The 23218-nt window shown below is 43.0% G+C and carries 22 protein-coding genes; 15 read left to right on the forward strand and 7 right to left on the reverse strand.

Features of this window, described 5'->3' with window-relative positions; translation table 11 throughout:
* Positions 1–210: 210 nt before the first annotated feature.
* From NWE95_09145 to NWE95_09160, 4 genes are all read right to left on the reverse strand, one after another.
* On the reverse strand, positions 211–483 hold the full coding sequence (locus tag NWE95_09145; protein ID MCW4004059.1) for a hypothetical protein: 273 nt from the start codon (positions 481–483) through the stop codon (positions 211–213).
* 54 nt (positions 484–537) lie between these two features.
* Entirely contained in the window at positions 538–1881 is a 1344-nt protein-coding gene (locus NWE95_09150; GenBank protein ID MCW4004060.1) for an MBL fold metallo-hydrolase, read from the reverse strand.
* 11 nt (positions 1882–1892) lie between these two features.
* Positions 1893–3593 (reverse strand): hypothetical protein, encoded by a 1701-nt coding sequence (locus NWE95_09155; protein ID MCW4004061.1) that lies wholly within the window; start codon positions 3591–3593, stop codon positions 1893–1895.
* Positions 3594–3678: 85 nt separating this feature from the next.
* Positions 3679–4098: a PadR family transcriptional regulator gene (locus tag NWE95_09160; protein MCW4004062.1), complete on the reverse strand. Its 420-nt coding sequence runs from the start codon at positions 4096–4098 to the stop codon at positions 3679–3681.
* A 243-nt stretch (positions 4099–4341) separates the two neighbouring features.
* Between NWE95_09160 and NWE95_09165 the strand changes: the two genes are divergently transcribed.
* Together NWE95_09165 and NWE95_09170 are read left to right on the forward strand one after the other, a co-directional pair.
* Positions 4342–4671 (forward strand): PadR family transcriptional regulator, encoded by a 330-nt coding sequence (locus NWE95_09165; GenBank protein ID MCW4004063.1) that lies wholly within the window; start codon positions 4342–4344, stop codon positions 4669–4671.
* A gap of 133 nt (positions 4672–4804) precedes the next feature.
* Entirely contained in the window at positions 4805–5455 is a 651-nt protein-coding gene (locus tag NWE95_09170; protein MCW4004064.1) for a DUF996 domain-containing protein, read from the forward strand.
* A gap of 411 nt (positions 5456–5866) precedes the next feature.
* Here the strand turns inward: NWE95_09170 and NWE95_09175 are convergent, their stop codons facing one another.
* A complete protein-coding gene (locus tag NWE95_09175; protein MCW4004065.1) occupies positions 5867–6397 on the reverse strand; it encodes a hypothetical protein in 531 nt (176 codons plus the stop codon).
* A 152-nt stretch (positions 6398–6549) separates the two neighbouring features.
* Between NWE95_09175 and NWE95_09180 the strand changes: the two genes are divergently transcribed.
* Together NWE95_09180 and NWE95_09185 are read left to right on the forward strand one after the other, a co-directional pair.
* Complete coding sequence (locus NWE95_09180) at positions 6550–7251, forward strand: FAD-dependent oxidoreductase (GenBank protein ID MCW4004066.1); 702 nt, start codon at positions 6550–6552, stop codon at positions 7249–7251.
* A 77-nt stretch (positions 7252–7328) separates the two neighbouring features.
* Positions 7329–8450, forward strand: a complete 1122-nt coding sequence (locus NWE95_09185) for a glycosyltransferase family 39 protein (protein ID MCW4004067.1) — start codon at positions 7329–7331, stop codon at positions 8448–8450.
* Here the strand turns inward: NWE95_09185 and asnS are convergent.
* Positions 8447–9730, reverse strand: a complete 1284-nt coding sequence (gene asnS / locus NWE95_09190) for an asparagine--tRNA ligase (protein MCW4004068.1) — start codon at positions 9728–9730, stop codon at positions 8447–8449. The two genes, NWE95_09185 and asnS, sit on opposite strands and share 4 nt — an antisense overlap.
* 190 nt (positions 9731–9920) lie before the next feature.
* Between asnS and NWE95_09195 the strand changes: the two genes are divergently transcribed.
* A complete protein-coding gene (locus tag NWE95_09195; GenBank protein ID MCW4004069.1) occupies positions 9921–10826 on the forward strand; it encodes a hypothetical protein in 906 nt (301 codons plus the stop codon).
* Between the two features lie 7 nt (positions 10827–10833).
* On the opposite strand, the gene NWE95_09200 is transcribed toward NWE95_09195, so the two are convergent.
* Entirely contained in the window at positions 10834–12072 is a 1239-nt protein-coding gene (locus NWE95_09200) for an MFS transporter (protein MCW4004070.1), read from the reverse strand.
* Between the two features lie 152 nt (positions 12073–12224).
* Between NWE95_09200 and NWE95_09205 the strand changes: the two genes are divergently transcribed.
* The 10 genes from NWE95_09205 (at position 12225) to NWE95_09250 (ending at position 22756) form a co-directional block, all read left to right on the forward strand.
* Entirely contained in the window at positions 12225–13595 is a 1371-nt protein-coding gene (locus tag NWE95_09205; GenBank protein MCW4004071.1) for a cation-efflux pump, read from the forward strand.
* Between the two features lie 121 nt (positions 13596–13716).
* A complete protein-coding gene (locus NWE95_09210; protein MCW4004072.1) occupies positions 13717–15957 on the forward strand; it encodes a hypothetical protein in 2241 nt (746 codons plus the stop codon).
* A 125-nt stretch (positions 15958–16082) separates the two neighbouring features.
* The gene (locus NWE95_09215; GenBank protein ID MCW4004073.1) at positions 16083–16781 is read left to right on the forward strand and encodes a sulfite exporter TauE/SafE family protein; all 699 of its coding nucleotides are present in this window, start codon (positions 16083–16085) and stop codon (positions 16779–16781) included.
* A gap of 13 nt (positions 16782–16794) precedes the next feature.
* Positions 16795–17778 (forward strand): 4Fe-4S binding protein, encoded by a 984-nt coding sequence (locus NWE95_09220; protein MCW4004074.1) that lies wholly within the window; start codon positions 16795–16797, stop codon positions 17776–17778.
* A gap of 11 nt (positions 17779–17789) precedes the next feature.
* Complete coding sequence (locus tag NWE95_09225) at positions 17790–19121, forward strand: 2-hydroxyacyl-CoA dehydratase family protein (GenBank protein MCW4004075.1); 1332 nt, start codon at positions 17790–17792, stop codon at positions 19119–19121.
* Between the two features lie 2 nt (positions 19122–19123).
* A complete protein-coding gene (locus NWE95_09230) occupies positions 19124–19909 on the forward strand; it encodes an acyl-CoA dehydratase activase (GenBank protein ID MCW4004076.1) in 786 nt (261 codons plus the stop codon).
* Entirely contained in the window at positions 19906–20814 is a 909-nt protein-coding gene (locus NWE95_09235; GenBank protein MCW4004077.1) for an acyl-CoA dehydratase activase, read from the forward strand. The genes NWE95_09230 and NWE95_09235 overlap by 4 nt, the downstream gene beginning before the upstream one ends.
* A 16-nt stretch (positions 20815–20830) precedes the next feature.
* On the forward strand, positions 20831–21112 hold the full coding sequence (locus tag NWE95_09240; protein ID MCW4004078.1) for a 4Fe-4S binding protein: 282 nt from the start codon (positions 20831–20833) through the stop codon (positions 21110–21112).
* 226 nt (positions 21113–21338) lie between these two features.
* Complete coding sequence (locus NWE95_09245; GenBank protein MCW4004079.1) at positions 21339–22076, forward strand: molybdopterin-dependent oxidoreductase; 738 nt, start codon at positions 21339–21341, stop codon at positions 22074–22076.
* 113 nt (positions 22077–22189) lie between these two features.
* Positions 22190–22756, forward strand: a complete 567-nt coding sequence (locus tag NWE95_09250; protein MCW4004080.1) for a hypothetical protein — start codon at positions 22190–22192, stop codon at positions 22754–22756.
* The last annotated feature ends 462 nt before the right edge of the window (positions 22757–23218 follow it).

A 23218-nucleotide genomic window follows, 5' to 3' on the forward strand; every position in this document is an offset into this window, starting at 1 on the left:
CCGCTTTGCTTAGTACAATCCGCCACAACCAGCCAGCAGCCCGAAACAGACGCAAAAACAACAACAAACTGCACTGCCAAGCCCAAAAGAAGATGAAGAAACAAAGCCAAGTGATTCTTCTTCTTTTAATAGAAAAACAAAACCAAACAAAAATCTTGATTCCTGTTATATAGGGGATAGGGGTCTTTAGCAGAGCAACAAACGTTTCTCCTATTTCTTATTCTCGTCATCTTCAACCATTCGCTTCACGCGCCTCTCAAGTTGCCTCTCATAAACATGCTCAGGAATCGGCGGAGCCAGCACCTTTTTCTTATGCAGTTCACTTGGCTGAACAATGCGTCTTTCACCAGCCTTAACGGTTACCCGCATCCCATCAAGCTGATCCTCAAAATCTTCCTGTGCCTCCACAATCCAGTAACCTTCACTTTCCGTAACAACCTTAACCTTATGTAAACCCTTGTAGAAACAAATTTCCTGACTCATAAAAATCAACAAATATTATTGTCTTCAAAACTAAATAACTCTTACTCGCAAATTCTAAAGCCTGTACTCAACACCTTTATCCACAAGAGTCACCAAACCGACACCTTCACCCACAAACTTCCTAAACAACCCAGCATTCTCAGTATGTACAGGAAAAACACGCTTCGCACTCATGTACTTGAGCGCCTTCTTGAGTTGCAGCGGCATCATATGACCAGAAACATGAACATGATATTGCGGCAAACCATAATGACTAAGCCAATTAATCAAACGCTCATAATCAAGCTCCATCTCCTCATTAAACGGCTCAGATGCCGACAAAACATAACAACTTCCAGACGCAGGCTGAATCGCATTTAACTCCTCAAAATCATAAAAACTAACAGCCAAAACAACCTTGCACTGCTGCTTCGAAACATCGAACACATCTAAAACCTTACCTCCACCACCAAAACGCTCCATCAAAGCGCTCTCCCATTTCTCATAACGCTTCTTCGACTTTCGAAAAATCAACAATCCATCATCATCAAGCGCTGGAACATGCAAGTGCTTGTCCGCGTGAAGCGCATCAAGCAAATACGCTTGTCTAAGTGAAACAGCAAGACACCGCCCATTCTCCTTTGCAACCTCAAAGAATGTGTTGAGGCGATCAACATCCGAATAACCAAACTCAGCCAACAAAATACCGTCCACTTGTCCCGCAATAGTGTTAAGCTTCGACTCAACCTCAACCTCATCTGACACCGATGCACCAATCATATTCGTAGCTTCAGTCACAACCGCAACAGGTTCAGTCTCACGTGCCTTCTCCACAAACTCCCAAGTCATCTGGGGCTTTGCGCCGTGGTCACGAAAATCGCCCGTATACACGACTGTGCCGCTGGATGTATGAATTAAAAACCCGTAAGCACCCGGAACAGAATGATCCACATGAAACGGCTCAACAACTATACCTCCAACCTGAATCTTGTCGCCAGTACGAAACGATCTAAAGCTGATATCCGCAACATTGAACTCTAAATCAGCCCGCCGAATGTCGCCTAACGTTTTAAGAATTGTCTTAGTTGTCTCACCACAATATACCGGGACCTCACGTTTGATAAAAGACAAATAAGCCGAATGATCCAGATGCCCATGTGACAAAAACACGGCATCAACCTGTGGCTCAGACCCGTCAAAACGGTAAACACCATTAAGTTTGGGTAAAATTCCTAACTCTTGCAAACTTTGCTCATTTCTTGGTGATAAAAATGGCGGTGAATAATATTGTTTCTTAGCACTAAATGACATGCCAAAATCAAAGAAAACCCTTGTATCATGGTCTTGAAGTAGAATCTTGTTGCCGCCAATCTCGTTAACGCCACCATAAAACGTTAGAGATGTTTTAGCCTCAACCATTCATAACACACTCAACCTTTTACATCACAGCAAACATTTGCAATAGCCTTAATCGTGGACGGCATCGTAAAAATACTGAACACACGCGTGTACTTGGTCAAAGCAATCTTTCGAATGACCTTCGAATCTCCGCCGCCACGTAAATAACCATCGATAAAGGCTCTAGTAATTAATTCCGCTTTTCCATTACTGTTGCTATTGAACGGCTGGAGATAATGCCCACAATAATAAAGGAAAACAGCTAGGTCCCAAGCCTTGTCACCGCCTTCCATGGCTTGCTCGAAATCAATCAAAAAAACCTTACCGTCTTTTCTAATCAAGACGTTCTCAGGCTTAGTATCACCAAGCGTAATGTTTCGTGCGTGAACCTTCGCATATATTTCGCCCACCTTACGCACCTTCGCAAGTTCATCGTCTAAAACGTCTAACCTCTCAGTCACAGATATCCGCTTGATTGCTTCACTTAGGTTTTTGCCGTCAATAAAATCCATAAAAACCAGTCGCTCGGCGTTGCTCACATGCAAAATTCTAGGTACATCAAAACCTTCCTGTCGTAAAACTTCGCTTATTACGCATTCTCTTGATAGTCTATCTTGACTGGCTACCGCAAACGCGCGCGCTCCAAAAGACCATAGACTTAAAGGAAACCATTTAAATCCTGTCCAATCACGAAAACGCTTAGCTAAAACCTTTCTTTCACCATTTTTACCTCGCGCTTTAATTAAGTACACATCATTCAGCATACTACCGATAGCATAAATCTCAATGTCTGCACTTTGATCTTTCAGCAACATCTTTTGCGCAAAGCCTCTAATGTCAACTTTATCGGCAAGCGAAACCAACCCTTCTGAAGTAGAAAAGAAGGCAAACTTCTGTGGATCAACAAATGTGCAAGTTGGCTCTGATTGAATTCGCCAGTTAATTCTTTGTGTATTTACAAACGCCTCTGTATTTTGCGAAACGACCTTAATCAATTGCGGGAAAATCCCCAAAAAAGATGTGAAAAGAGTTCGCGGAGCGTTTCTTGCGAGATTGATAAGCCTTGTCTTTGGGTTTTGACACTGGGAAACAAACTTTTTAGACATCACTATAAAGCCATTTGAATAGCTAATCTTGCCCTCACGTTCAAGTTGCCTTAAGGCTATCTGATAACACTCAAGTGCAGAATCTTCATTTTGAATAAGGAACCCCATTAAGTCAGGTAAATTATATGCTAAGAGAGGAAAAACACGCATACGATTCAACAGAACCTCATACAGAAAGTATTGCGGCTGAATCAAAATGCGGTTTGCGAGTTCAGGAAAACTTAACGCTATATTTTCCATCGTTTCTAAAACTAGACGCTTCTTGAGATCAATTTCCCGTTGGTGTAAATAGCTTTCCCCACAAAGCGCTAAATACGGAAAGACGAGTTTACTGGCAATAGCTTCGCCGAGAAAACCTCTGTCTATGTCTCGTTCAAAAACCCATTGGTCAACTGCAAAAACAAAAACCGCTTTTTCGTCAACGTTTTTAATGTAACTCATCAGTCTTGGCTGATAATCATGAATGATCAGTAGTACCTCTTGAATTTGACGCTCGTTGCAGCCTTTGATTGAATAGCTATCAAGATAAGCTATAGCTGTGGTTTCTGATGACCCAGCAATATGTCTACAGAACTCTAAAATTTGACAGCTTAACGTGTTGTTAACGAGGGATTTTTCCTGTTTCAATCGGTCACCATGTTATGCTAATATAGAAAAGCCTATATGTTTAAAAAAGGCTTTGCAAAATAATTGCACAGTAAAAAAAGAGATTTTAGTGAATCTGTAACGCTATCGGTTTCATGCTTTTTCTACTGAATATGCCTACTGAGGGTTCGTTTTGTGCCTGAATGGGGGCTTCAGGGCTTGTTAGAGTTATTTTCTTGCAGATTAGGTTGAGTGATTCTTCAGTGAAACTCAGCATGCTTTGTCCCTCGCTTGTTAGCTTGTATACTTTTCTGGGTCGTTCGTAGTTCATGTTCCATTCGCTGCCGACGTAGCCTTTCTTTTCAAGTGTACCTAAGAGCGGGTAGATAGTGCTTGGACCGAAGTAGACGCCGAAGTTCTTGCGGATTTTTGTTATTACTTGGTAACCATGCATGGGTTCAGTGCTTAGGAATTGCAGTATTATGAGGTCTAGTAGGCCTTTCATTAGCTTAGTTGAAACCTCTTTTTGTGAGCTTGCTTTAAACATTTTTCTTTTTCTCCTTCTTGTATATTTGTGTTGAACAGTTTTTCTGTTATACCTGTATACAATATGTCTTTATTCAGACATATCTTGATTGTTTAATTATGCTATAGGTCGATATAAATCTTGACACATAATAGAAGCATAATTGGAACATATTGTGGCATATTTACCGTCAGGATTATTAACATATCTTGAATAATAACAATCATGTAAGCGCAAGCATTTGGCGATTGGTTGGATAGAGGTATGTCTGAAACTTTCAAAAAGGAAATTGTTGAACACATCATCAAGAATTTGCTTGATGTGCAGCTTTTACGTATCGTTCAGTCGCAGCCGACATGGGGTTATAGGATAAAAAAGCAGGTGGAAGAGGATTTTAACATCGTATTGCGGCATGGTGCGCTCTATCCGGCGCTGAATGGTCTTGAGGCAAAGGGTTTGCTTGCGAGTACTCGAGAGCGTAAGAATGGTCGTTCACGTAAAGTGTATACGATAACTGACAGCGGGCGAGTGTATTTGCGGACGTTTTATAGTGTGATGCAGGGTCAGATGGATTGCGCTGAGCGTGGCGTTTAGGAGTTTATTGTGAAAGATTGCCGGTTTGTTTTTGATATGGTTTGATCATGTTAAAGTTATAATGGCTTATTGCAGTCATGAAAAAGCTTTTATTCTGATTTCAATGACAAAGGGAATTTAGGAGAAATCTAAAATGACCATTGAGTCTAGTAAGAATTTGGGCGGCATAGGCGCGATATTGCTATTCATTGGTGCGATTCCGTTAGTTTCATACTTGTGGATCGTTAGTTTTGTTGGCGCAGTTTTGGTTCTGGTTGCTTTGCATGGCTTTGCCAATTTCTATCGGGAGCGGGGGATTTTTAACAATGCGCTCTACGGAGTTATCGCTGGTATTGTGGGTGGTGTGGCTGCGGTCACAGTTGCATTTACTGTAATCTTGGCGAACATTGAAGATTTAATGTATGAGTTGTTCCCTGGGTGGAACGGCGATTGGTCTTCAATTCAGGGCATGACTCCTGATCCCAGTAATATTGATGTGACAAAGCTAATTCCGTTTCTGATAGGAATCTTAGCTGTGGTTGCTATTGTGTGGATCTTTAGTATTATCGCTGCGTTCTTTGTTAGGCGTTCGCTAAAGCAGGTTTCAGATAAAACAAAGACGGGCTTGTTTGGTACTGCTGGCTTACTATTGTTGATTGGTGCAGCTTTGATAATTGTGTTTGGCTTAGGTTTCATTTTAATGTGGATTGCGGCGCTGATACTGGCAATTGCTTTCTTCAACATGAAGATTGTGGAAACTGCACCTGATACAACAGGTTATACTCCACCACCAACACCTGTTTAAAACGCCCATTTTCCCTTTTTTATTCTTTCACTTCGTGAATGTTATTTGATTTGTTATTGTAGGAGGCGCAACCACCTATGAATCTGCTCAAGTCACATGATTTTAGGTGTATAAGTACTCTGTTGGCAAGGTTTGTTGTTCTGCGGCTACCCCTATCCCCCTATATAAAGCAAGGTTGGTTTTCAGCACGTACATGGATTATGCGACGTTACTAGTACAGCCATTCCCAATGTACGCGGTAGCCAGAGTTGCCGACGAGGAGAAGAATCATTAATTGTTAGCCGACCGGTACCATATTCATAGGCAGATTAGTGAAACGCTTTTTAGTTCTTGTCGTTGAAACATTGTGGCAAACAATTAATCTGACTTGGCAAGCATTAAAGAGGGATAAACTAAATAATGTAAAGTCGGTTAGCTTTCCAAAGCAAGTTCTGGGTGTTTTTGATGGTATATTCTGCTGTGGAGGTACAGTGACGTGCCGCCGATTACAAACGCAAGAAAGCTTAGCGCGTAGAGTGCCCCTGAGAGGGTGGCTCCGTTTTGTATGATTTGTTTTTGCCATTCCCATGGAAAATCCACCAAGTTGCCCAGCGGCCAAGCGCCAATAACTTGGTAGGCAAAACCAGCGGCTGTCAACAATATGGCAACATGTTCTTTGTGGTTGGTAGCATCGGCGCTGATTCCTCTAATGCTGTAAATGCACAATGCAACGGTGCCGATGAATAGGGCAGGTATACTTGTGACAAAAAACATTGGGTTGATATAACTGCGCGGCAACAAAGCACTGACAGATGATGGAGGGTAAATTGTGATGTCTTTCCCCCAGTCAGACAGCGTCCATCCGCCAAGTATCACTGAGGACAAGTATACTGCACCGTAAGTTGCTAAAAGCAAGCTAATTGCGACCCTGTGACTTCTTAAATAGTCCGTTATGTTGTCCATTAACAGCCCTGACTTATACGTTGTACTTGGTTAAAACGCTATATTAGTTTTTTAGCGAGTCCAATTTCAAAAGGGTTGCCATCAGCAACTTAAGAGCCGCAAAGTACTAAAGATTAAAATCAAATAATAAAACTGTCTGAGGTGCCCCTTTTATGAAGTATGAAACAGCAATCAAAGAAATTAAACGACGTACATACAACGTTACAAGCTTACGCTTTCCCCGTCCAGAAGGGCTCGATTACAAGCCGGGACAATTCTTTTTCGTAACCCTAAAACACAATGATAAGGAATTGCGTAAACACTTCAGTTTCAGCAGTAGCCCAACAGAGAATGATCACATAGAATTCACCAAAAAACTAAGCGACAGCGAATTTTCACAAACCATGAAAGATGCGAAAGTGGGGGATTGGGCAAGAATTGACGCACCTTATGGAAGCTTCACGTTCGAAGGCGAAACTCCAAAAATTGCCCTGCTTGGCGGAGGCATTGGAATAACGCCGTTCATAAGCATCTGCAAATACGCTACAGACAAAGGCTTGAATAATAAAATTACACTTTTTTATGGTTGCCGAACAGAACAAGACATAGTTTTCCGAAAAGAGTTTGAAGAACTGGCACAAAAAAACAAGAACCTCAAATTGATTTTTAGCCTAAATGAACCAACTCCTGACTGGAGAGGCGCAACAGGCAATATTAATGCTGAAATGGTAAAAAGAGAACTGCCTGATTACGAAGAGACTGTTTTTTATGCTTGTGGTCCACCGCCGATGGTTAAAGCGATGGAAGCACTCGTTGGAGCCTTAGGGCTATCCAAAGAAAAATTAAAGTTGGAATACTTCACGGGCTACGCATAGACATGCCCCGAAACTGTTGCCATTTTGTGTAAACCTTAAAACAGTTGCTTAACAAGAAAGTTATTGGCAACTGAAAAGTGAGCACCAAAGCACTGTTAGATAAGATTCCTAAGTCAGCAAAAATAGCGGTTATCATCGTTTTAATGGTTAAAATTATTGTTTTCACCATAGGTTACGTGGTAACTTACATCAATAATGGTCCTGCCTCGCCATTAACTATAATGGGGGACATGTTTTACCGTTGGGATGCATCAAACTACGTTGACATTGCACAGAATTGGTATGTTAACACTGGTAACCAAGCGAACTTTATCGTTTTTTTTCCTCTCTACCCGCTTATTATTCGGGCAGTCACGGTTGATTTAAGCTGCATCAAGCTCACAGCACTTATAGTTTCAAACATCAGCAGTTTAGTCGCCTTCTTCTACCTTTACAAACTGGCAAAATTAGAATTCAACGAGAGCGTAGCCGTGAAAGCCATGCTATTTTTGAGCGTTTTTCCAACAGCATACTTTCTATCTGCGCCCTACACAGAAGGGCTCTTTTTCGCCTTAGTAATCGCTGCTTTTTACTATGCACGGCTCGGCAAATGGTATCTTACAGGGGCATTTAGTTTGTTTGCATCCTTAACAAGGCTAGCTGGGCTGCTGCTTTTGCCTGTGTTTCTAGTAGAGTATTTTCATCAGAAAGGTTGGAAACCAAAGGCAGACTTGAAAATTCTTTGGGCGTTTTCACCGTTGGCTGGCTTTCTGATTTACCTTAACATCAACAATCAGGTTACCGGAAACCCCTTTACATTTATGACAGTAGAAGCAACGCACTGGTTTAACACGTTTGACCCATTGCTCGGTTTGAAGAGAGCGTTTGGTTTGGTAACGACCGCATCTTATCCAGACGTTATTACCATTGGTATTGCACCACTGTTTTTTGCTATCTTGGGACTTTTGATAGTTGGGTTTGCTGTTTGGCGGCGTCTGCGTCCCTCTTACATCGTTTACATGTTTCTCTCTTGGGGTCTTGCAGTTTCAACGTCATGGTGGATTAGTGTTCCCCGCTACATCATGGCAATGTTTCCAATGTTCTTGCTGCTTGGGCTACTTACTAACAGAAAAGAAGTAAATGCTGTAATAGTGCTTGCGTCAGGGGCAGCGTTGTGTTATTTTACAGTGTTCTTTGCGTTAGGTTGGTGGGCGTTTTAAGGATAAAATCTTCTCGTAGTTCTTGGGAATGGTATGGCGTCAATTATGTTGTCTAAGTCAAGCATCCACACCAGCAAGCGCTCTAACCCCATTCCGAAACCGACATGCGGCACAGTGCCATATCGTCTGAGGTCAAGGTACCATTCGTAGTCTTCGGGTTTTAAGCCCTGTTGCTTCATGCGTTCGATAAGTGTGTCTTTGTTGTCTTCTCTTGCGCCGCCGGTGCTGATTTCGCCTATGCGTGGCACCATCATGTCAACGGACATGGCGACTTCTGGGTGGTCACGGTAGGTCTTGCAGTAAAAAGCTTTAATCTCAGTTGGGTAATCGTAGACAAAGAAGGGCTTGCCGAACTCGTCAGCTAGCGCCTTCTCATCCTCGTAGCCGAGGTCAGAGCCCCAAGACAACTGAGGATTCTTCGATTTAAGTTTCTCAATGGCTTCTTTGTAAGTTATTCTTGGAAACGGCGTCTTCACGGCTTGGAGTTTAGTGATATCAGCGCCTAATTCCTTGAATTCTTTTTGGCATGACGCGCCAACAGTGTGGCAAACATAAGTCATTAAGCCTTCCTCAAAATTCATTAAGTCATTCATGTCTGCGAAAGGCCACTCGCCCTCCATATGCCAATATTCGGTTAAGTGCCGAATAGTTCGACTTTTTTCCGCACGGAACGAAGGAGCAATACAGTAGACTTTCTCTAATGAGTAGATTAGGATTTCAAGGTAGAGTTGGCTACTCTGTGTTAAGTAGAGGTCCTGGTCGAAATATTTTAAGCCGAAAAGCGTGGAGCCGCCTTCTACAGCTGCTGAAATGAACATCGGCGGTGAAACTTCCGTGAAGTCTTGGGTTTTGAAGTATCGGCGTGATGCTTCTAACACTTCGGCTCGGACTTTCATAACCAAGTTCATTTTTCTGCTTCTTAACCACAAGTGGCGCATGTCGCGGATGAATTCTTCACTTTTATCCTTTGCAATCGGGAAAGTTTCAGCCAAACCAATAATACAGATGGCTTCAGCACCGATTTCATATCCGCCTGGAGCCCGCTTGTCTTCTTTAACGGTGCCTTCAAGTGAAAGTGAAGATTCTATTGTTAATTTTTGCGCTTCAATCCAGCAAGGGCTGTTTTTCTTTACAGTGCACTGGATTACACCTGTGGAGTCACGAATTAGCAAGAAGATGAGTTCTTTTCCTTCACGCTTGCGGTAGACCCAACCGCGGACTGCTATTTTTTGATCCGTGTATTTGTCTTCTAGTATTTGGCTTATTTTCACAAGTGCCATGGTGCATCAACTGTTTGCAGATATACTTATCTTGTAACCTAAATGCCTATCGATAATTATATTCGTATAATTTGGAATGAGATATATTAGGAATCAAGGGGTAAAGCGCTACAAGACTACAAACTCGATGAATTCACATTATGTGCGCAAGTCTTATGTACAGTTCAAATAAACTATGCCTTTTATTCGGATGGCATCCGAAAAGTTGGGCAGGCAGACGGGCTTTATGCAAGAAGACATTGTTGTAAAATTGACAGGTTTCGGCTTCACAGTCAACCAAGCCAAAGTATACTTAAGTATCGTCCAGTCTGGCAGAACAAGGGTAGAAAGGATATCCAAAAATACACAGCTCCATAGGCAGGACATTTACAAGCTTTTGCCTAAACTGGAAAAAATGGGTTTAATTGTTAAATCACTCGAGAAACCCTTCACTGTTGAGGCTATTCCAGTAGAAGATGGTTTAGGAAACATCATTTTTAAAGAAAAAGAGAAAACTAAAAGAATGATTTCACTTTTAGAACGGAACTTAAAAGAAATAGTTTCGTCTATTCAGTCCCAACCACAAATTCAGGATGAAGCACGCTTTACACTTTTAACAACAGAACAAGCAATTCTAAACAAGAGCCGAATTACTTTTAGTGAACCAAGAAAAAAGATACAAATTGTATGCTCTATCAAATACATAACAAACGGAGTTTTGCATGACCTCCGAATATATCTGCGAACAATCGCTGACGGCAATTCAAAAATATGGTTCATCATAGTCGGCTCACAAGACATAGATTCTGTTAAGCGTATCATCGAAAAGATAGCGCCCACTAAGGGGCAATTCAAAGCTAAGTGGATAAACAAGAGCATTTGCGAAAACTATCAGGTCATAGATGACAAGGAAGTATGGATTGCGACTCAACAGCACACAAAAAGGGGATATCCGTGTTTCCTATTGACTAACGACCAAAACATAATAGGCACCTTTAGTGAACACTTCAAAGAAACTTGGAGTAACCCAAAAGCTATCACAATCTATAGTAATAACAAAAAAGAATTAGCTACACAGTTGAATAATGGAAAAATAATTGCCAAAACAATCATTTAGCTATTTTTTATACCTCTTTAACTGCTGGCTCGTAAACTTGCCAGAAAACAAAAACTGAGAGCGGTATTGCAGTTATTGCTAGCAAAAGAAACGGAAGCTGCGGCGAAACAAAAGCGTACAGAAAGCCGATAAGCACCTGCAGGAGCGCTTGCGCTATAAACATGAAAAATTGCAAGCACCCCGTGACTGTCCCCCTCAAACCTCTGGGAATTAAATCACCCATCAAAACCTGATAGCTGTTCAGCTGCAAAAGGTTGCCTAATCCAAAGAAGAAAAATGCAAGCAACAACATGTTAAAATCGGCGTTTATGAAAAGGAGCATGCCTGGAACATAGAGTAAATAGCCCAGTATTAGGAACCGTTTTTTCCCCAAGACATCCATGCTTAAACCAGCGATGATGGCTGGGATGGCGATGCTCAAATATCGGAACGCCACAACGATTGCCCATTGCGTCTCTGAGATTCCAAGCTCGTAGGTGGCGTAAACAACAAAGTAAGTTTGGCAGCTGACAACTAAGCCGTTGATGATTATGATTGCTAAAAAAAGGTTAAAGGCTGATTTGGGAACTTTTCGCCAGACGCTCAAGCCTTCTTTTACTGCTTTAGGGTATTGGCGTAAAACACTGATTAGATTAGGTCGTATTGTTCCGGCACTCGCAGGCAGGGTTTCTTTGAGCTTGAATCTTAGGATGGCTGCTGAAAAGTAAGCAACAGAAGCTATAGTGTAGGCTATCCGCATGCCTAAGTCGAAATTAAAAGTGGCAACCAAATATTGAGCGATAATTGGGGCAGGTAACAAAACTAGAGTTGAAACCACTGATTGGAAACTAAACCCAGCCCCCCTGTTCTGAGGCGGCAGTGAATCGATAACCATTGCCATCAGGGCTGGACCGTAAATGGAGCACAAGTTTTGGATAAGTAACCCTATCATTATGAAGTGCCATGATGGCGCAAAAATGAAAAACAAACTGCCGATGGCTATCCCAAAAGTCATAGAGACAATTAGCCATCTTCTGCCATGTTTATCCGCAAGGTATCCGCCTGGAAATTGCACAAGAGCGATTGCGATGGAGCCAACAAATCCTATTATTGAAATCAAAAACACGTCAGCGCCTAAATGCAGGTAGAAAAGACTAGCATACGTGTCTGGGATTGGCTGCGCAAAGAAGAATATTATCCAGCTAATAGTTATGATTAGAAAGTTGCCTCTCAGGACAGCGGATTCTCCGCGGAAAAGCGATGCCATCTTCATTGCTCAGATGAATTCTGCATAAGCATTATTTAAATTGAGAGCAAACCGACCCTCTTCATCTCAGACAGTTATTTTATCAATATAGACACGTAATCTTACCCAAATTCTTAAATCGCCCTTACGATGAGCTAACTTAGATTGAAATCATGCAAAGCGCCCAAGAAGGAAACCATAAACTTAAAGCGCTCAAAATTTCAGCTGTTGCAATCTTTAGTGTTGTAATCGTTGAGGTTATAATAGGCTTAATCGTTAACAGCCTTGCTATACTTAGCGACGGTTTACATGCACTTTTGGACGCCTTATCGATGGTTATGCTGTTTTTTGCTGTTCGCGCTTCAATTAAGCCTCCGGACGAGGAGCACACTTATGGGCACGAAAAATTTGAAACAATAGGCGGACTAATCGGGGGCATAGTCCTAATTGCTGTGGCTATTCTGATTTTCTATGAAGCCGCTATTCGATTAATTGAAAACACTCAGATTACTGCTGGCGTGGAGTTTGCAGGTTTCATAGCTATTGGTTATGCGCTTTTCATCTCTTTGCTTAGGGTCACCGTTTTTAGAAAAGTCCAGCACCTTGAAAGCTCGTCAATGAAGGCGGGTCTATACGATGCTATCGCAGACTTAAGCTCAACTCTGATAGCTTTGCTTGGTTTTGGCTTAGCCACTGTGGGAATTTTTAATGCAGACGCCTTTGCCTCCATCTTTCTTGGCGTTATGCTTAGCTATTTGAGCATCAAACTTGTGAAATCAAGCGTTATGGAACTCAGTGACACTGCCTCAAGAGAACTGGTTCAAAAAACAAGGAAGGCTATTTCTTCTTGTGATGGTGTGGTGAAAACTGAAAATCTTAAGGTTCGTAAAGTAAGTTCCAAGATTTTCGTTGAGGCGTCAGTTCAAGTTCCAAAAGTGATGAGTCTAGAAGAAGCGCATTCTTTAGCGTCAAAGATTGAAACTTGCCTGAAGGAGCAAATGGGCACTGTTGAAGCAACTATTCACATTGAACCTTTCGATAAGGGCACTAAACTGGATGAATTAGTAGAGAAGCTGGCGACCGCTGACGGTGTAAAAGAAGTGCACGAGATATCCACAATTTATGCTGGCGGCAAGCTATACATCACCCTGCATGCCTATGTTAACCCTGAATTGTCAGTTGAAGAAGCGCACAAAATTGCAGAGACCATTGAACAAAGAATGCATGCAGGCATAAAGCCTCTAGAAAACGTTACAGTGCACATAGAGCCTTCAGGCGTTGCTATTCCAACTGCAGAAATAGACAATGCGCAGCTCCGAAAAGTAATTGAGAAAACAGCTAAAGGTATTGCAACAAACCTGCGTATTAAACGAGTCGTAACTTATGTTTCTGAAGGCAAACGCTATATCAACATTGACTGCTGTTTTACCAAGCAAGTGCAGATAAAGGAAGCGCACAGGTTAGCTTCACAGGTTGAAAAGGAAACTAAGGAGCAGTTTGCAAACGCTGTGGTTACGGTGCACATAGAGCCAGAAGGCATATAGAAAGTAAAGTCATAAAACACGTCATTGTATGTTGGGGACATGAAAGATAGTTTCTGGTAAAGCTTTTTAATACTCTTTGTTCACTACGATATTCAGAACGATAGAATTTGAGTGTGTAAGTATGCTATCTCGGTCAGCAACAGTTAAACTAAAAGCTATCTTGGTAATCGACTTAATTATCATAGCCGTAGCAGCCGGCGTGTACTTTTATCTTCAAGACCAAGGTTTGGTGTCAGGCGCAGAAAAACCAGCCGAATATGTCTATACAGACCTTAAAATCAGCCCTCATGAAGTTTATGCTGGTGAAGCCGTGGTTATCTCGGTTAACGTAACCAATATCGGTGACCGTGAAGGCAACTTAACGGTAAACCTTGAAATTAATGAGGTAATAAAAGACACTGCTAACATTACGCTTTCCGGGAATTATACTTCTGAAATTGTTGAGTTTACCTACATTGAAATGGTGGATGGTACTTACAACGTTAAAGTTGGCGATTTAACTGGCGAATTCGTTGTAAAAGAGGCACCGCCTGAATTCAGCAAAATCATTCTTTCAGGCTTGAAACTTAATCCCTATGAAGCGTGGCCTGATGACCCAGTTACGGTCACTGTGAATGCTCAAAATCCAACGTCAGAAGTAGACACGATGATGATAAAGATATCGGTCGATGAGGTGGTGGTGCAATCACAAGTTATTTCAATGGCTGGAGGAGCAACCCAAACATTTGAGTTCATAGTTAATGTGACCTCTGAAGGAAAACATACAATAAAAGTAAACACTCTGAGTGCAACATTAACTATAGTTCCAAAAGGATACCATACTTTAACCATCAACAGGTCGGGCGGCGGCTCGAAATCGTTGCCTTTCACGTTAAACGGTGAGCAGTTACAAACGCCCTATACTGCGGTCTTACCTGAGGGGCAATACACTTTATCTGTTCCAAACCCCTTCGATGTTGGAACAGGAGTGTTAGAGTTCTCATATTGGAGTGACGGAGTAACAACTGCAACTAGAACGTTCACTTTAGATAAAAAACTGATTATAGTTGCAACCTACACCTTAATAAGTGGCTACGCATCCTGCCCCTCACTGTACTATTGGGATGGAACAGACTACGTTTACGTCACAGAAGTTTCAAATGCTGGCTGGTTAGGATACATCGACTATATCACTCCCGACGGAGAAGTGGTATTCGGTGGCGGAAACCCATGGGACCACATAAAACTTGACAGCACTAAACTTGCGATAAAAGACGTTGACGGCGACGGTTACTTTGACCTGGTGCTTTTCCAGCAATGGGACGAAATCTTCTACTTAGACGCAGCTTACATGGTTGTGGTTGACCACCCGATAGGCACGGACGTTTATGCAACGATGCCTAACTACATCAACCAAGTCTTTAACGGACAAATCTACACCGTAAACAAAAACAACATATTGACTCCAATTTCAGCTGTAAATGAAAAGGGAGAGAACGTTCTTGCAAACATCCTACAAATCGACGGCATCTTCACTCCGGGTCAAAATGGTATAGAAAGCCCGGCATGGAATAACATTACCTTAAACCAGTTGACTCTAAATCTAGGTGACCTATCTAACGCTGAACAAATAAAGCTTGTAATGCACGGCATGGTTGATTGGGGCGCACCTGAACCTTACTACACCTTAATTGACCTCTTTAAAGAAGCAGCCACCCAAGGCTTAATCAAACAAAATACGCAAATTTACCCAGCGCCCTACATGGAAGTCAAAGATGCAAACGGTAACTGGATACGTGTTCCGCAAGACAAGCAGATGCCCCATCCCTCTGATTATGTTCCGCGAAGCTTTGTAGTTGACCTGACAGGAGTGTTTCCTGAAGGAATAACTAATTATGAGTTACGGATAACCAACTTCTTCAACGTGACCTTCGATTACATTGGAATCGATGTGTCAAAACAAGAGCCAATAATCATTCAAACAATCAAACCAACAGCCATTCTTGAACCCTTAGACTTCGGCATGACCGCCTCCACAGCTTCAGGAAGCTTCACCAGATACGGCGATGTCACTGCTTTACTTGCGGAAGCTGACGACATGTACATTATAGGCATGCAAGGAGACAAAGTTTCAATGAAATTCAACGCTGACACCCTCGAACCAGTGCCCGAAGGCATGGAACGGGACTACTTCTTGTTCGTGGCATGCTGGTTTAAAGACCCGCCTGGAAACTGGGGCTACGAATTTGATTTTACTGTGAACCCGTTACCTTTCATAGCTATGAGCGGATTCCCCTACCCCAGCACGGAGAGTTACCCCTACGACGCAGTACACTTGGCATACCTGCAACAGTACAACACTCGCATAATAGCACCGCCATAAACCGTTCTACTCTTCCTTTTATTCTGCAAAAATCAAAGGTTTAACTGTAAAACGCTAAGTTCTGTAAGCTTTAAATGGTATAGCCTCATTATTTGCTTAATCAAAATTTCAACGTGAACACTCGCATGTCGTGGATACCTCAAATCTCTAATCCGTATATTGGCGCTTTTGCAGGGGGCTTGCTGTATGGGTTAGCGGTTTGCACCTCAGCCTGTCTTCCCGTGGTGGCAAGTTACATCGCAGGCATCGGCTCTGGATTCCAAAAAAGCATGAAAGTAACCTTCATTTTTAACTCAGGAAGAATCCTTGCTTACGCGCTAATCGGTGGAGCAATAGGATTACTCAGCGGATTAATTCACCTGTCAGTTTCAGACACCACCCTTGGACCGTTTCAAGTTTACTCTTCAGTTGCTTTTGGCATAGTAAGCATAGTAATCGGAACAAGCATCATACTGAAAGCAAAAAAAATATGCGACTGCAACATGCAAGACAACAAAAACCTAACTGCGAGAAGCAGAATGAGCAGGTTCGAGGTAGATTTAGGCGCTTTTTCTCTTGGATTAAGCAGAGGGTTAATCGTGTGTCCACCGTTGATTGCGTTACTGCTTTATTCAATACCTTTCTCTAATCCGCTTGGAACTGTAGCTATTGCGGTGTTGTTTGGTTTAGGAACCGCCCTATCGCCGATTTTGTTGCTGGGCGGGGTTACAGGTTGGCTTTTAAACAAGGCACCCTTATTTCGTAAGTGGATTTCAGTTGGTGGAGCGGCGATATTGATAGTGCTCGGCGCTATCACAATAATAAGCTCGGTAGTGGGACTATGAAAGGTGACAAACGATGATGATGTGGGACATAATCGGTGACATACTAAGATTAACAGTACTTGCAGGCCTAGGCGTAGCAGGTGTTCTCGCAATTCTCATATGGAAGAAAAACCTAGCGTCACGAGTCACTTTTCTGAGGTTTGTTATTCAAGCAGTCTCTTTTGCAACTATATTTTATATTTTTAGCTATACCATTCCACTACTGTATGTTTTGATTTCCGTCTTCGTTATGTCCTTGTTTTTGGGCAGGTTTTTCTGCGGGTGGCTTTGCCCCTTTGCATTTGTCATGGACATTGTGAGTGTTGTTAGAAAAGCATTAAAAATACGGTATCGCCTTATTTCTGAAAAACTCAACAATAGCCTCAATAAATTGCGGTATGTTATCCTGCTGGTTTTCTTGCTTTTGCCTATTGGCTTGTGGTTGCTTGACCCTCCGCCAAACATGGATTTCGCAATAGTAATGATGCAGGTTTTAGCTGGACCTTTCCGTCCATACGGCATTCTGCTTGATCCCATGGTGCCGCTTATAGTGCCATGGTCAAGTGCGCCGTTAATAATTAATGAAATTAACTTTAGTTATCCCTATGTTCAAAACATTATCAATTACGCTGGGCAAAATATTGGTCAAATACTCGGCATAGCCTTTGTCGCTGTAACGCTTGTAGGTTCATTCTTTATTCGGCGTGTCTGGTGCCGCTTCTGCCCAACAGGTTGCTCTTTGGCGGCTGTGAATAAATTCAAGGGCTTTCAAAAGGTACCTGCACTTTACATTGAAAAGGATGAAGAGAAATGCACCAAATGCGGGGTTTGCAAGAGAGTCTGCCCAGCCCAAGTTACTGAAGTTTACGAGCAGAAAGGCGGAAAAATAATTACGTCTATGTGCATGCAATGCTTTCGCTGTGTGGAAATGTGCCCCTACCAAGACACATTGAAAGTAAAATTAGGTAAAAAAACCGTATTCAAGTCAAGAGACTGGTTACAACCACCACCTGAATGAGGAAAAAAGAAATGAAAAGTGAAACTGTTGAAAAAAAGTATATGCCTGAAGTCCCCCGAAAAGAAATCGATGAATTAAAAGCCACCGTTAAGGCTGCATCCCAGAAAATAATGGCTGACAACATCGAGCGCATGAAGAAAGCTGACCCGCACAGACCCGAGGCTATGAAATACTTTGATAATATCGCTGACCTGTTTGGTCAACGCCAAAAAGAAATAGCAGCTGAAAAAGAGAAAGGAAAGAAAGTTATTGGTTACATGTGCCTGTTTGCCCCCACCGAGCTGATTATGGCGGCAGACGCCATTCCAGTGAGGGTGAATTCAGGTTGGTATGATACTTCAAAACTTGGCGACAGGGTTGTTCCTGTTGAGGTCTGCCCAGTTCTCCGCTCAACCATAGGCGCAAAAATGATAGAACTCTCACCTTACCTTGAAATGAGTGACGCTTTAATCAGCGTTCTAACCTGCGATGGCATGACTAAGCTGAGCGAAATCTTGAGCGATTACAAGACAATTTGGGGCATGAACATACCGCGAGTTAAAGATTCCCCACAATCACTGCGTTTCTGGACAGACGAATTAAAGCACATGAAAACACAACTTGAAAAGTTCACAGGCAATAAAATCACGCGCAGCGCCCTCAAAGCGGCCATTGAACAGAATCAAAAGGCGACAAAAGCATTCCGCCGACTACAAGAGTTGCGTAAAGGGCCACCAGTGATTATGGGCAGAGACGCCATGCTGGTCAACCAAGCCTACCTGTGGGATGACAAAAAAAGATGGACAGAGAAAACCGAGGCACTCTGCGATGAACTCGAAAAGAGAGCCCAACGGAAAGATTGGGTTTGCCCACCTGACACACCAAGAGTCATGGTCACAGGCACCCCGATGTTTTGGCCAGACAACTGGAAACTGCCTACACTTGTCGAAGAAGCTAATCCGCAAGGCATCATAGTTGCTGACGAGCTCTGCTCAGGCGAGAGAATTCTAAACGACCCTGTTGGAGTGGACGAGTGGTCAATGGATGACATGCTTCACGCCATCGGCGACCGCTACTTGATGGCTTCCACATGCCCATGCTTCACATCCAAGGACGGCAACGAAGACAGAATCAACTGGCTACTAAACAAAGTTAAAGAATGGAACATTCAAGGCGTCATTTACTACGTGGTGCGCGGTTGCATGCTCTACGCCATGGAGTACACGCGGGTCAAAAAAGCTCTAGACAAGATAAATGTACCCGTTTACTATCTTGATACAGAGTACACTAGAGAAGATGTCGGGCAGATGAAAACTCGTGTGGAAGCGTTCCTTGAAATGTTGACGGCGAGAGTGGACCTCTAAAGATGATTACAGTTGGAATGGACCTTGGCACTCAACGCGTCAAAGCAGTAATCCTAAAAGACGGCGCTGTCATAGCACGTGGGCAAGCGTTCGCAGGATTCGACCCTACAAAAGCCGCTGAACAAGCAGTTGCAGACGCACTAAAACAAGCAAAACTCAAACAATCAGACATCGCTTACTTTGTCGCAACTGGCTCAGCTATGGACATGGCACCCTACGCAAACAGCACCATAAGCATGATGGGTGCAGATGCAAAAGCAGGAGTCTACCTTATTCCCAGCGCAAGAACAATCATAGACGTAGGCGCAGAAGAAGCCAGAGCAGTAAAATGCGACGAAAAAGGTGTCATGGTTGACTTTGTCGTCAACGAACGTTGCGCCGCAGGTGCAGGAGCATTCATAGAAGCCATGGCAAGAGCCTTAGAAGTCAAACTTGAAGAAATGGGCCCCCTCTCGCTTAAAGCAGAACGGGCAAGTCCAATTAATGCTTCATGCGTAATCTTTGGCGAATCTGACGTTGTTTCGCTGATTCATCGCCAAGAATCCAAGCCAGAAATCGCGCGGGCTGTTTTTGATGCCATGGCAGACAGAATCTCATCTATGATTCACAGGCTTGGCATTACCCCTGATGTGGTTTTGGTTGGCGGTGTGGCTAAAGATGAAGGCTTTGTCGCTTCACTAAACCGCAAACTCGGCGTCAACGTACTTATACCAGAGAATCCCGATTATGTTGGTGCTTTAGGAGCAGCGCTTACCGCCGCATCTCGGGCAAAGGAGGCACAGAAATGAAGGAACCGAGCACCGTGAAAGACCTTGAGTATTGGCGTTGGCAAGAATACCACCGTGTAATCGAAGGCATGAAGTGGACAAACAAAGACATAATCACCGCAGGCGTAGACGTTGGCTCAGTTGGCTCAAAAGCCGCCATAATGATAAACGGCAAAGCCTACTCGTGGGCAGTAACACGCACAGGCTCAAACAGTCCTGAAAGCGCAAACAAAGCGCTCAGTTACGCTCTGGAAGGAACAGGGCTCAAGGTTAGCGACCTCAAATACATCGTTGGTACAGGTTACGGGCGTGTAAACGTGCCGATGGCAAACAAAGCCATAACCGAAATCGCCTGCCACGGCAAAGGCGCAAACTACATTTGGGGTCCAAGCGTCCGCACCGTGCTCGACGTTGGTGGACAGGATATTAAGGCTATTAAAATTGATGAGACAGGAAGAGTTGTCTCGTTCTTGATGAATGATAAGTGTGCTGCTGGAACAGGCAGAGGCATGGAAGTATTCGCTGATTTACTACAGATTCCCATTGAAGAAATCGGTGACATTTCTCTAAAAGTGGAAAAGGAACCCGACCCGGTGAGTTGCACATGCGTTGCCTTCGCAAAAACCGAAGCAATGGGACTACTGCGAAAAGGCTGGTCCAAAGAGAAGGTTCTGGCAGCTTACACGAGAGCTATGGCTGTGCGCATGGCTAACCTGATTAATCGAGTGGGCTTAGAAAAAGAACTTGTAATCACTGGTGGGCAATCAAAAAACATTGGAATAGTAAGCCGAATCGAAGTTATCCTCGGCACAAAGACGCTCCCCATGCCACGCTGGCGCGAGAACGGTCTTGATCCCATGGTTGCAGGCGCATTAGGCGCAGCTCTTTTCGCTAAGGCCTTGTATGAAAAAGCCCAAAAGACGTAGGTGATGGGCTATAATAATACATTATGGTTACACTGACGGCTCCGGCGAATACTATATCGTGATTGATTCGGACAAATGCACAGGTTGCGGTTTATGCGTTAAACAGTGCCCTCAAGGCGCGCTTCAATTAGAAGAAGAGTTCATTGACCTTGAAGATAAAACCGTGGCGGCAATAATAGAGGAACATCGGAAAAAAATAAAGTACACTTGTTCCGCTTGCAAGCCTGAAACCAACAATACACCCTGTGTTCTTGCCTGTGAGACTAAAGCCATCAAGTGCGTTTGGAACCCTCGCTAACCTCAAGCCATAACACCACAATTTTTCAGACCCTTAATCTTTTGAGGAGTAGTTAAAACTGCTCTATGCTCATTTTTTTAGGAGTTCGCGCTTTTTTAGAGAAGCTTTAAATTTATGACACGTGTCATTTTAACATTATTTAGGGGAAGAAATAACGAAAAAACTTCTAAAAACAATCGTATTTGCATTAACTCTATCAATTTTACTCATAATGCAAGCTACCGCATTGGGCGAAACTACACCATTCCTAAAAGTGACAAATACCGATGGAACAACAATAACCCTGCCCCCAGATTATCTTCTCACGTTGCCCAAAACCACCGTTTACGCTGAACTTTACTGCTATGGCAATCTTGTCACAGATGGCTACTGGGGCGGCGTTAAACTAACAGACTTAATCAGCCAAGCAGGTGGCTTAGATGAAAATGTAGACTCAATTTATTTCGAAGCGCAAGATGGCTACAAAGTCCACATACCAATCAAAACAGCAGTTCGAGAAGATGTCCTTGTCGCTTACGAGAAAGACGGAGCGCCTCTGCCTGAAGGCCTTCGTTTGGTTATTCCAAACGCTAATGGTAACCTTTGGATAGCATTAATTACTTCGATGACCATGAGCACGCTGCAAATTCCCGAAGGGCGGTCGAGCGGCACGGATTCTTCGCCGTTGAGCATTCCTTTTACCCCCAGCCAGCAAGCGTCAACGCAGCCCCAGCCGCAAGTTCAGCCAACACCCACCATGCAACCAGACAACAATATTAACACTACACCAGTGAATCCTTCAGTAAATATTACGCAGCAAGAGCCTTTAACCGACAACGATATTACTAAACAAGCTGATTCAGGGGTATCTTGGCGTTTCAGTGTTGAGTTAAGTTCTGCAATATTCGCATCAATTTTGATAGCATTAACTGTTATGTTTGTGGTTTTACAGCGAAGGACTCGAACGTCACTTAAGGGTACTTAGAATGTATCTTTAATCAGTATAGTTATACCGTTGCTGTGATATTACTTTGGGATTCGCTACCTTTATTTATACAATACGTATATTGAGTTGTCAGATAGTGGGGGTAGATATCATTGGCGAAGAATCCGCAATCGAGAGATGATGCTCTTGAGGCACTCGATTTCATAGTAAACGTCTTAAAAGAACATGAAAAAGACTTAGATAAACTCATAAACGAGTTGGCAACGGTTACCGAGCAACTTGGTGACACTGGTGAATTAAGCGGTAAAGTGGAGAAAGTTGAGGAAAAAATTAACAGTCTCCAAAAAGAAGTAACAACCTTGATTGGTTACATGTCACGTATGCCCAAGGAAACCATAGTTGCACCTGCAAGACCACAACCAGTTGGCGTAGCACCCGCACCACCGTTAACACCTAACATGGTACACGGTAATCCATCGGTAATTTTGCGTTGCACGCAATGGGAAGATTTCCAACCATTGGCTTTGAAGGCTCAGACGGTGTCCTTTAGCTATAAGGAAGATGAGAAAGTTTTTCAAGCTGACGCGCTTAAGGGAAACCAAATCATCACTTATAGTGGCGCCCTTCCCAAATTCTCGTCCCTTTTAAAGGGTTGGCTATCTAGGCAACTGGAAGTCCCAGAACAAAGTATTCTTGAAGGCGTTTTAACAATACGCTAAAAAACACTTTTAATATTAATTTCTAATTCATAACACTTATAAGTTTTTTAAAATATCTTGAGTCTTGTTAGTGATGGAGGACTGGTGAGGTTGAAGGCTAATCCACTATGCCAAAACAGATTTCCGTTTTCGAAGCCTTCTCCTTTCTCCTCGATGACGGATGGCTATTGGTCAGCCAACACACAAAACCAGTTTCAAAATCACTAACATTCTCCTGTTCTAGTTATCAGCAACTTACGAACATACTCGCATCCCCATATTTGACCTATGCAGCCAACGGTCTTTGCACATATATTTGTAGCATATTAGAAACTCGTTGCAGAATCCTAAGAGGGGTAGGTGCTATCGGCGGTTTCTCAAGCCAAAAATATGCCGGAAATAGGCGCTTTTTATGGGGGAGGGCTTCGTTGCAGAGCAAACAAGACTTTTTGCAACATTGCGTCAAACCGCCTATAAATAAGG

The organism is Candidatus Bathyarchaeota archaeon, assembly GCA_026014725.1.
Classification (GTDB): Archaea; Thermoproteota; Bathyarchaeia; order Bathyarchaeales; family Bathycorpusculaceae; genus Bathycorpusculum.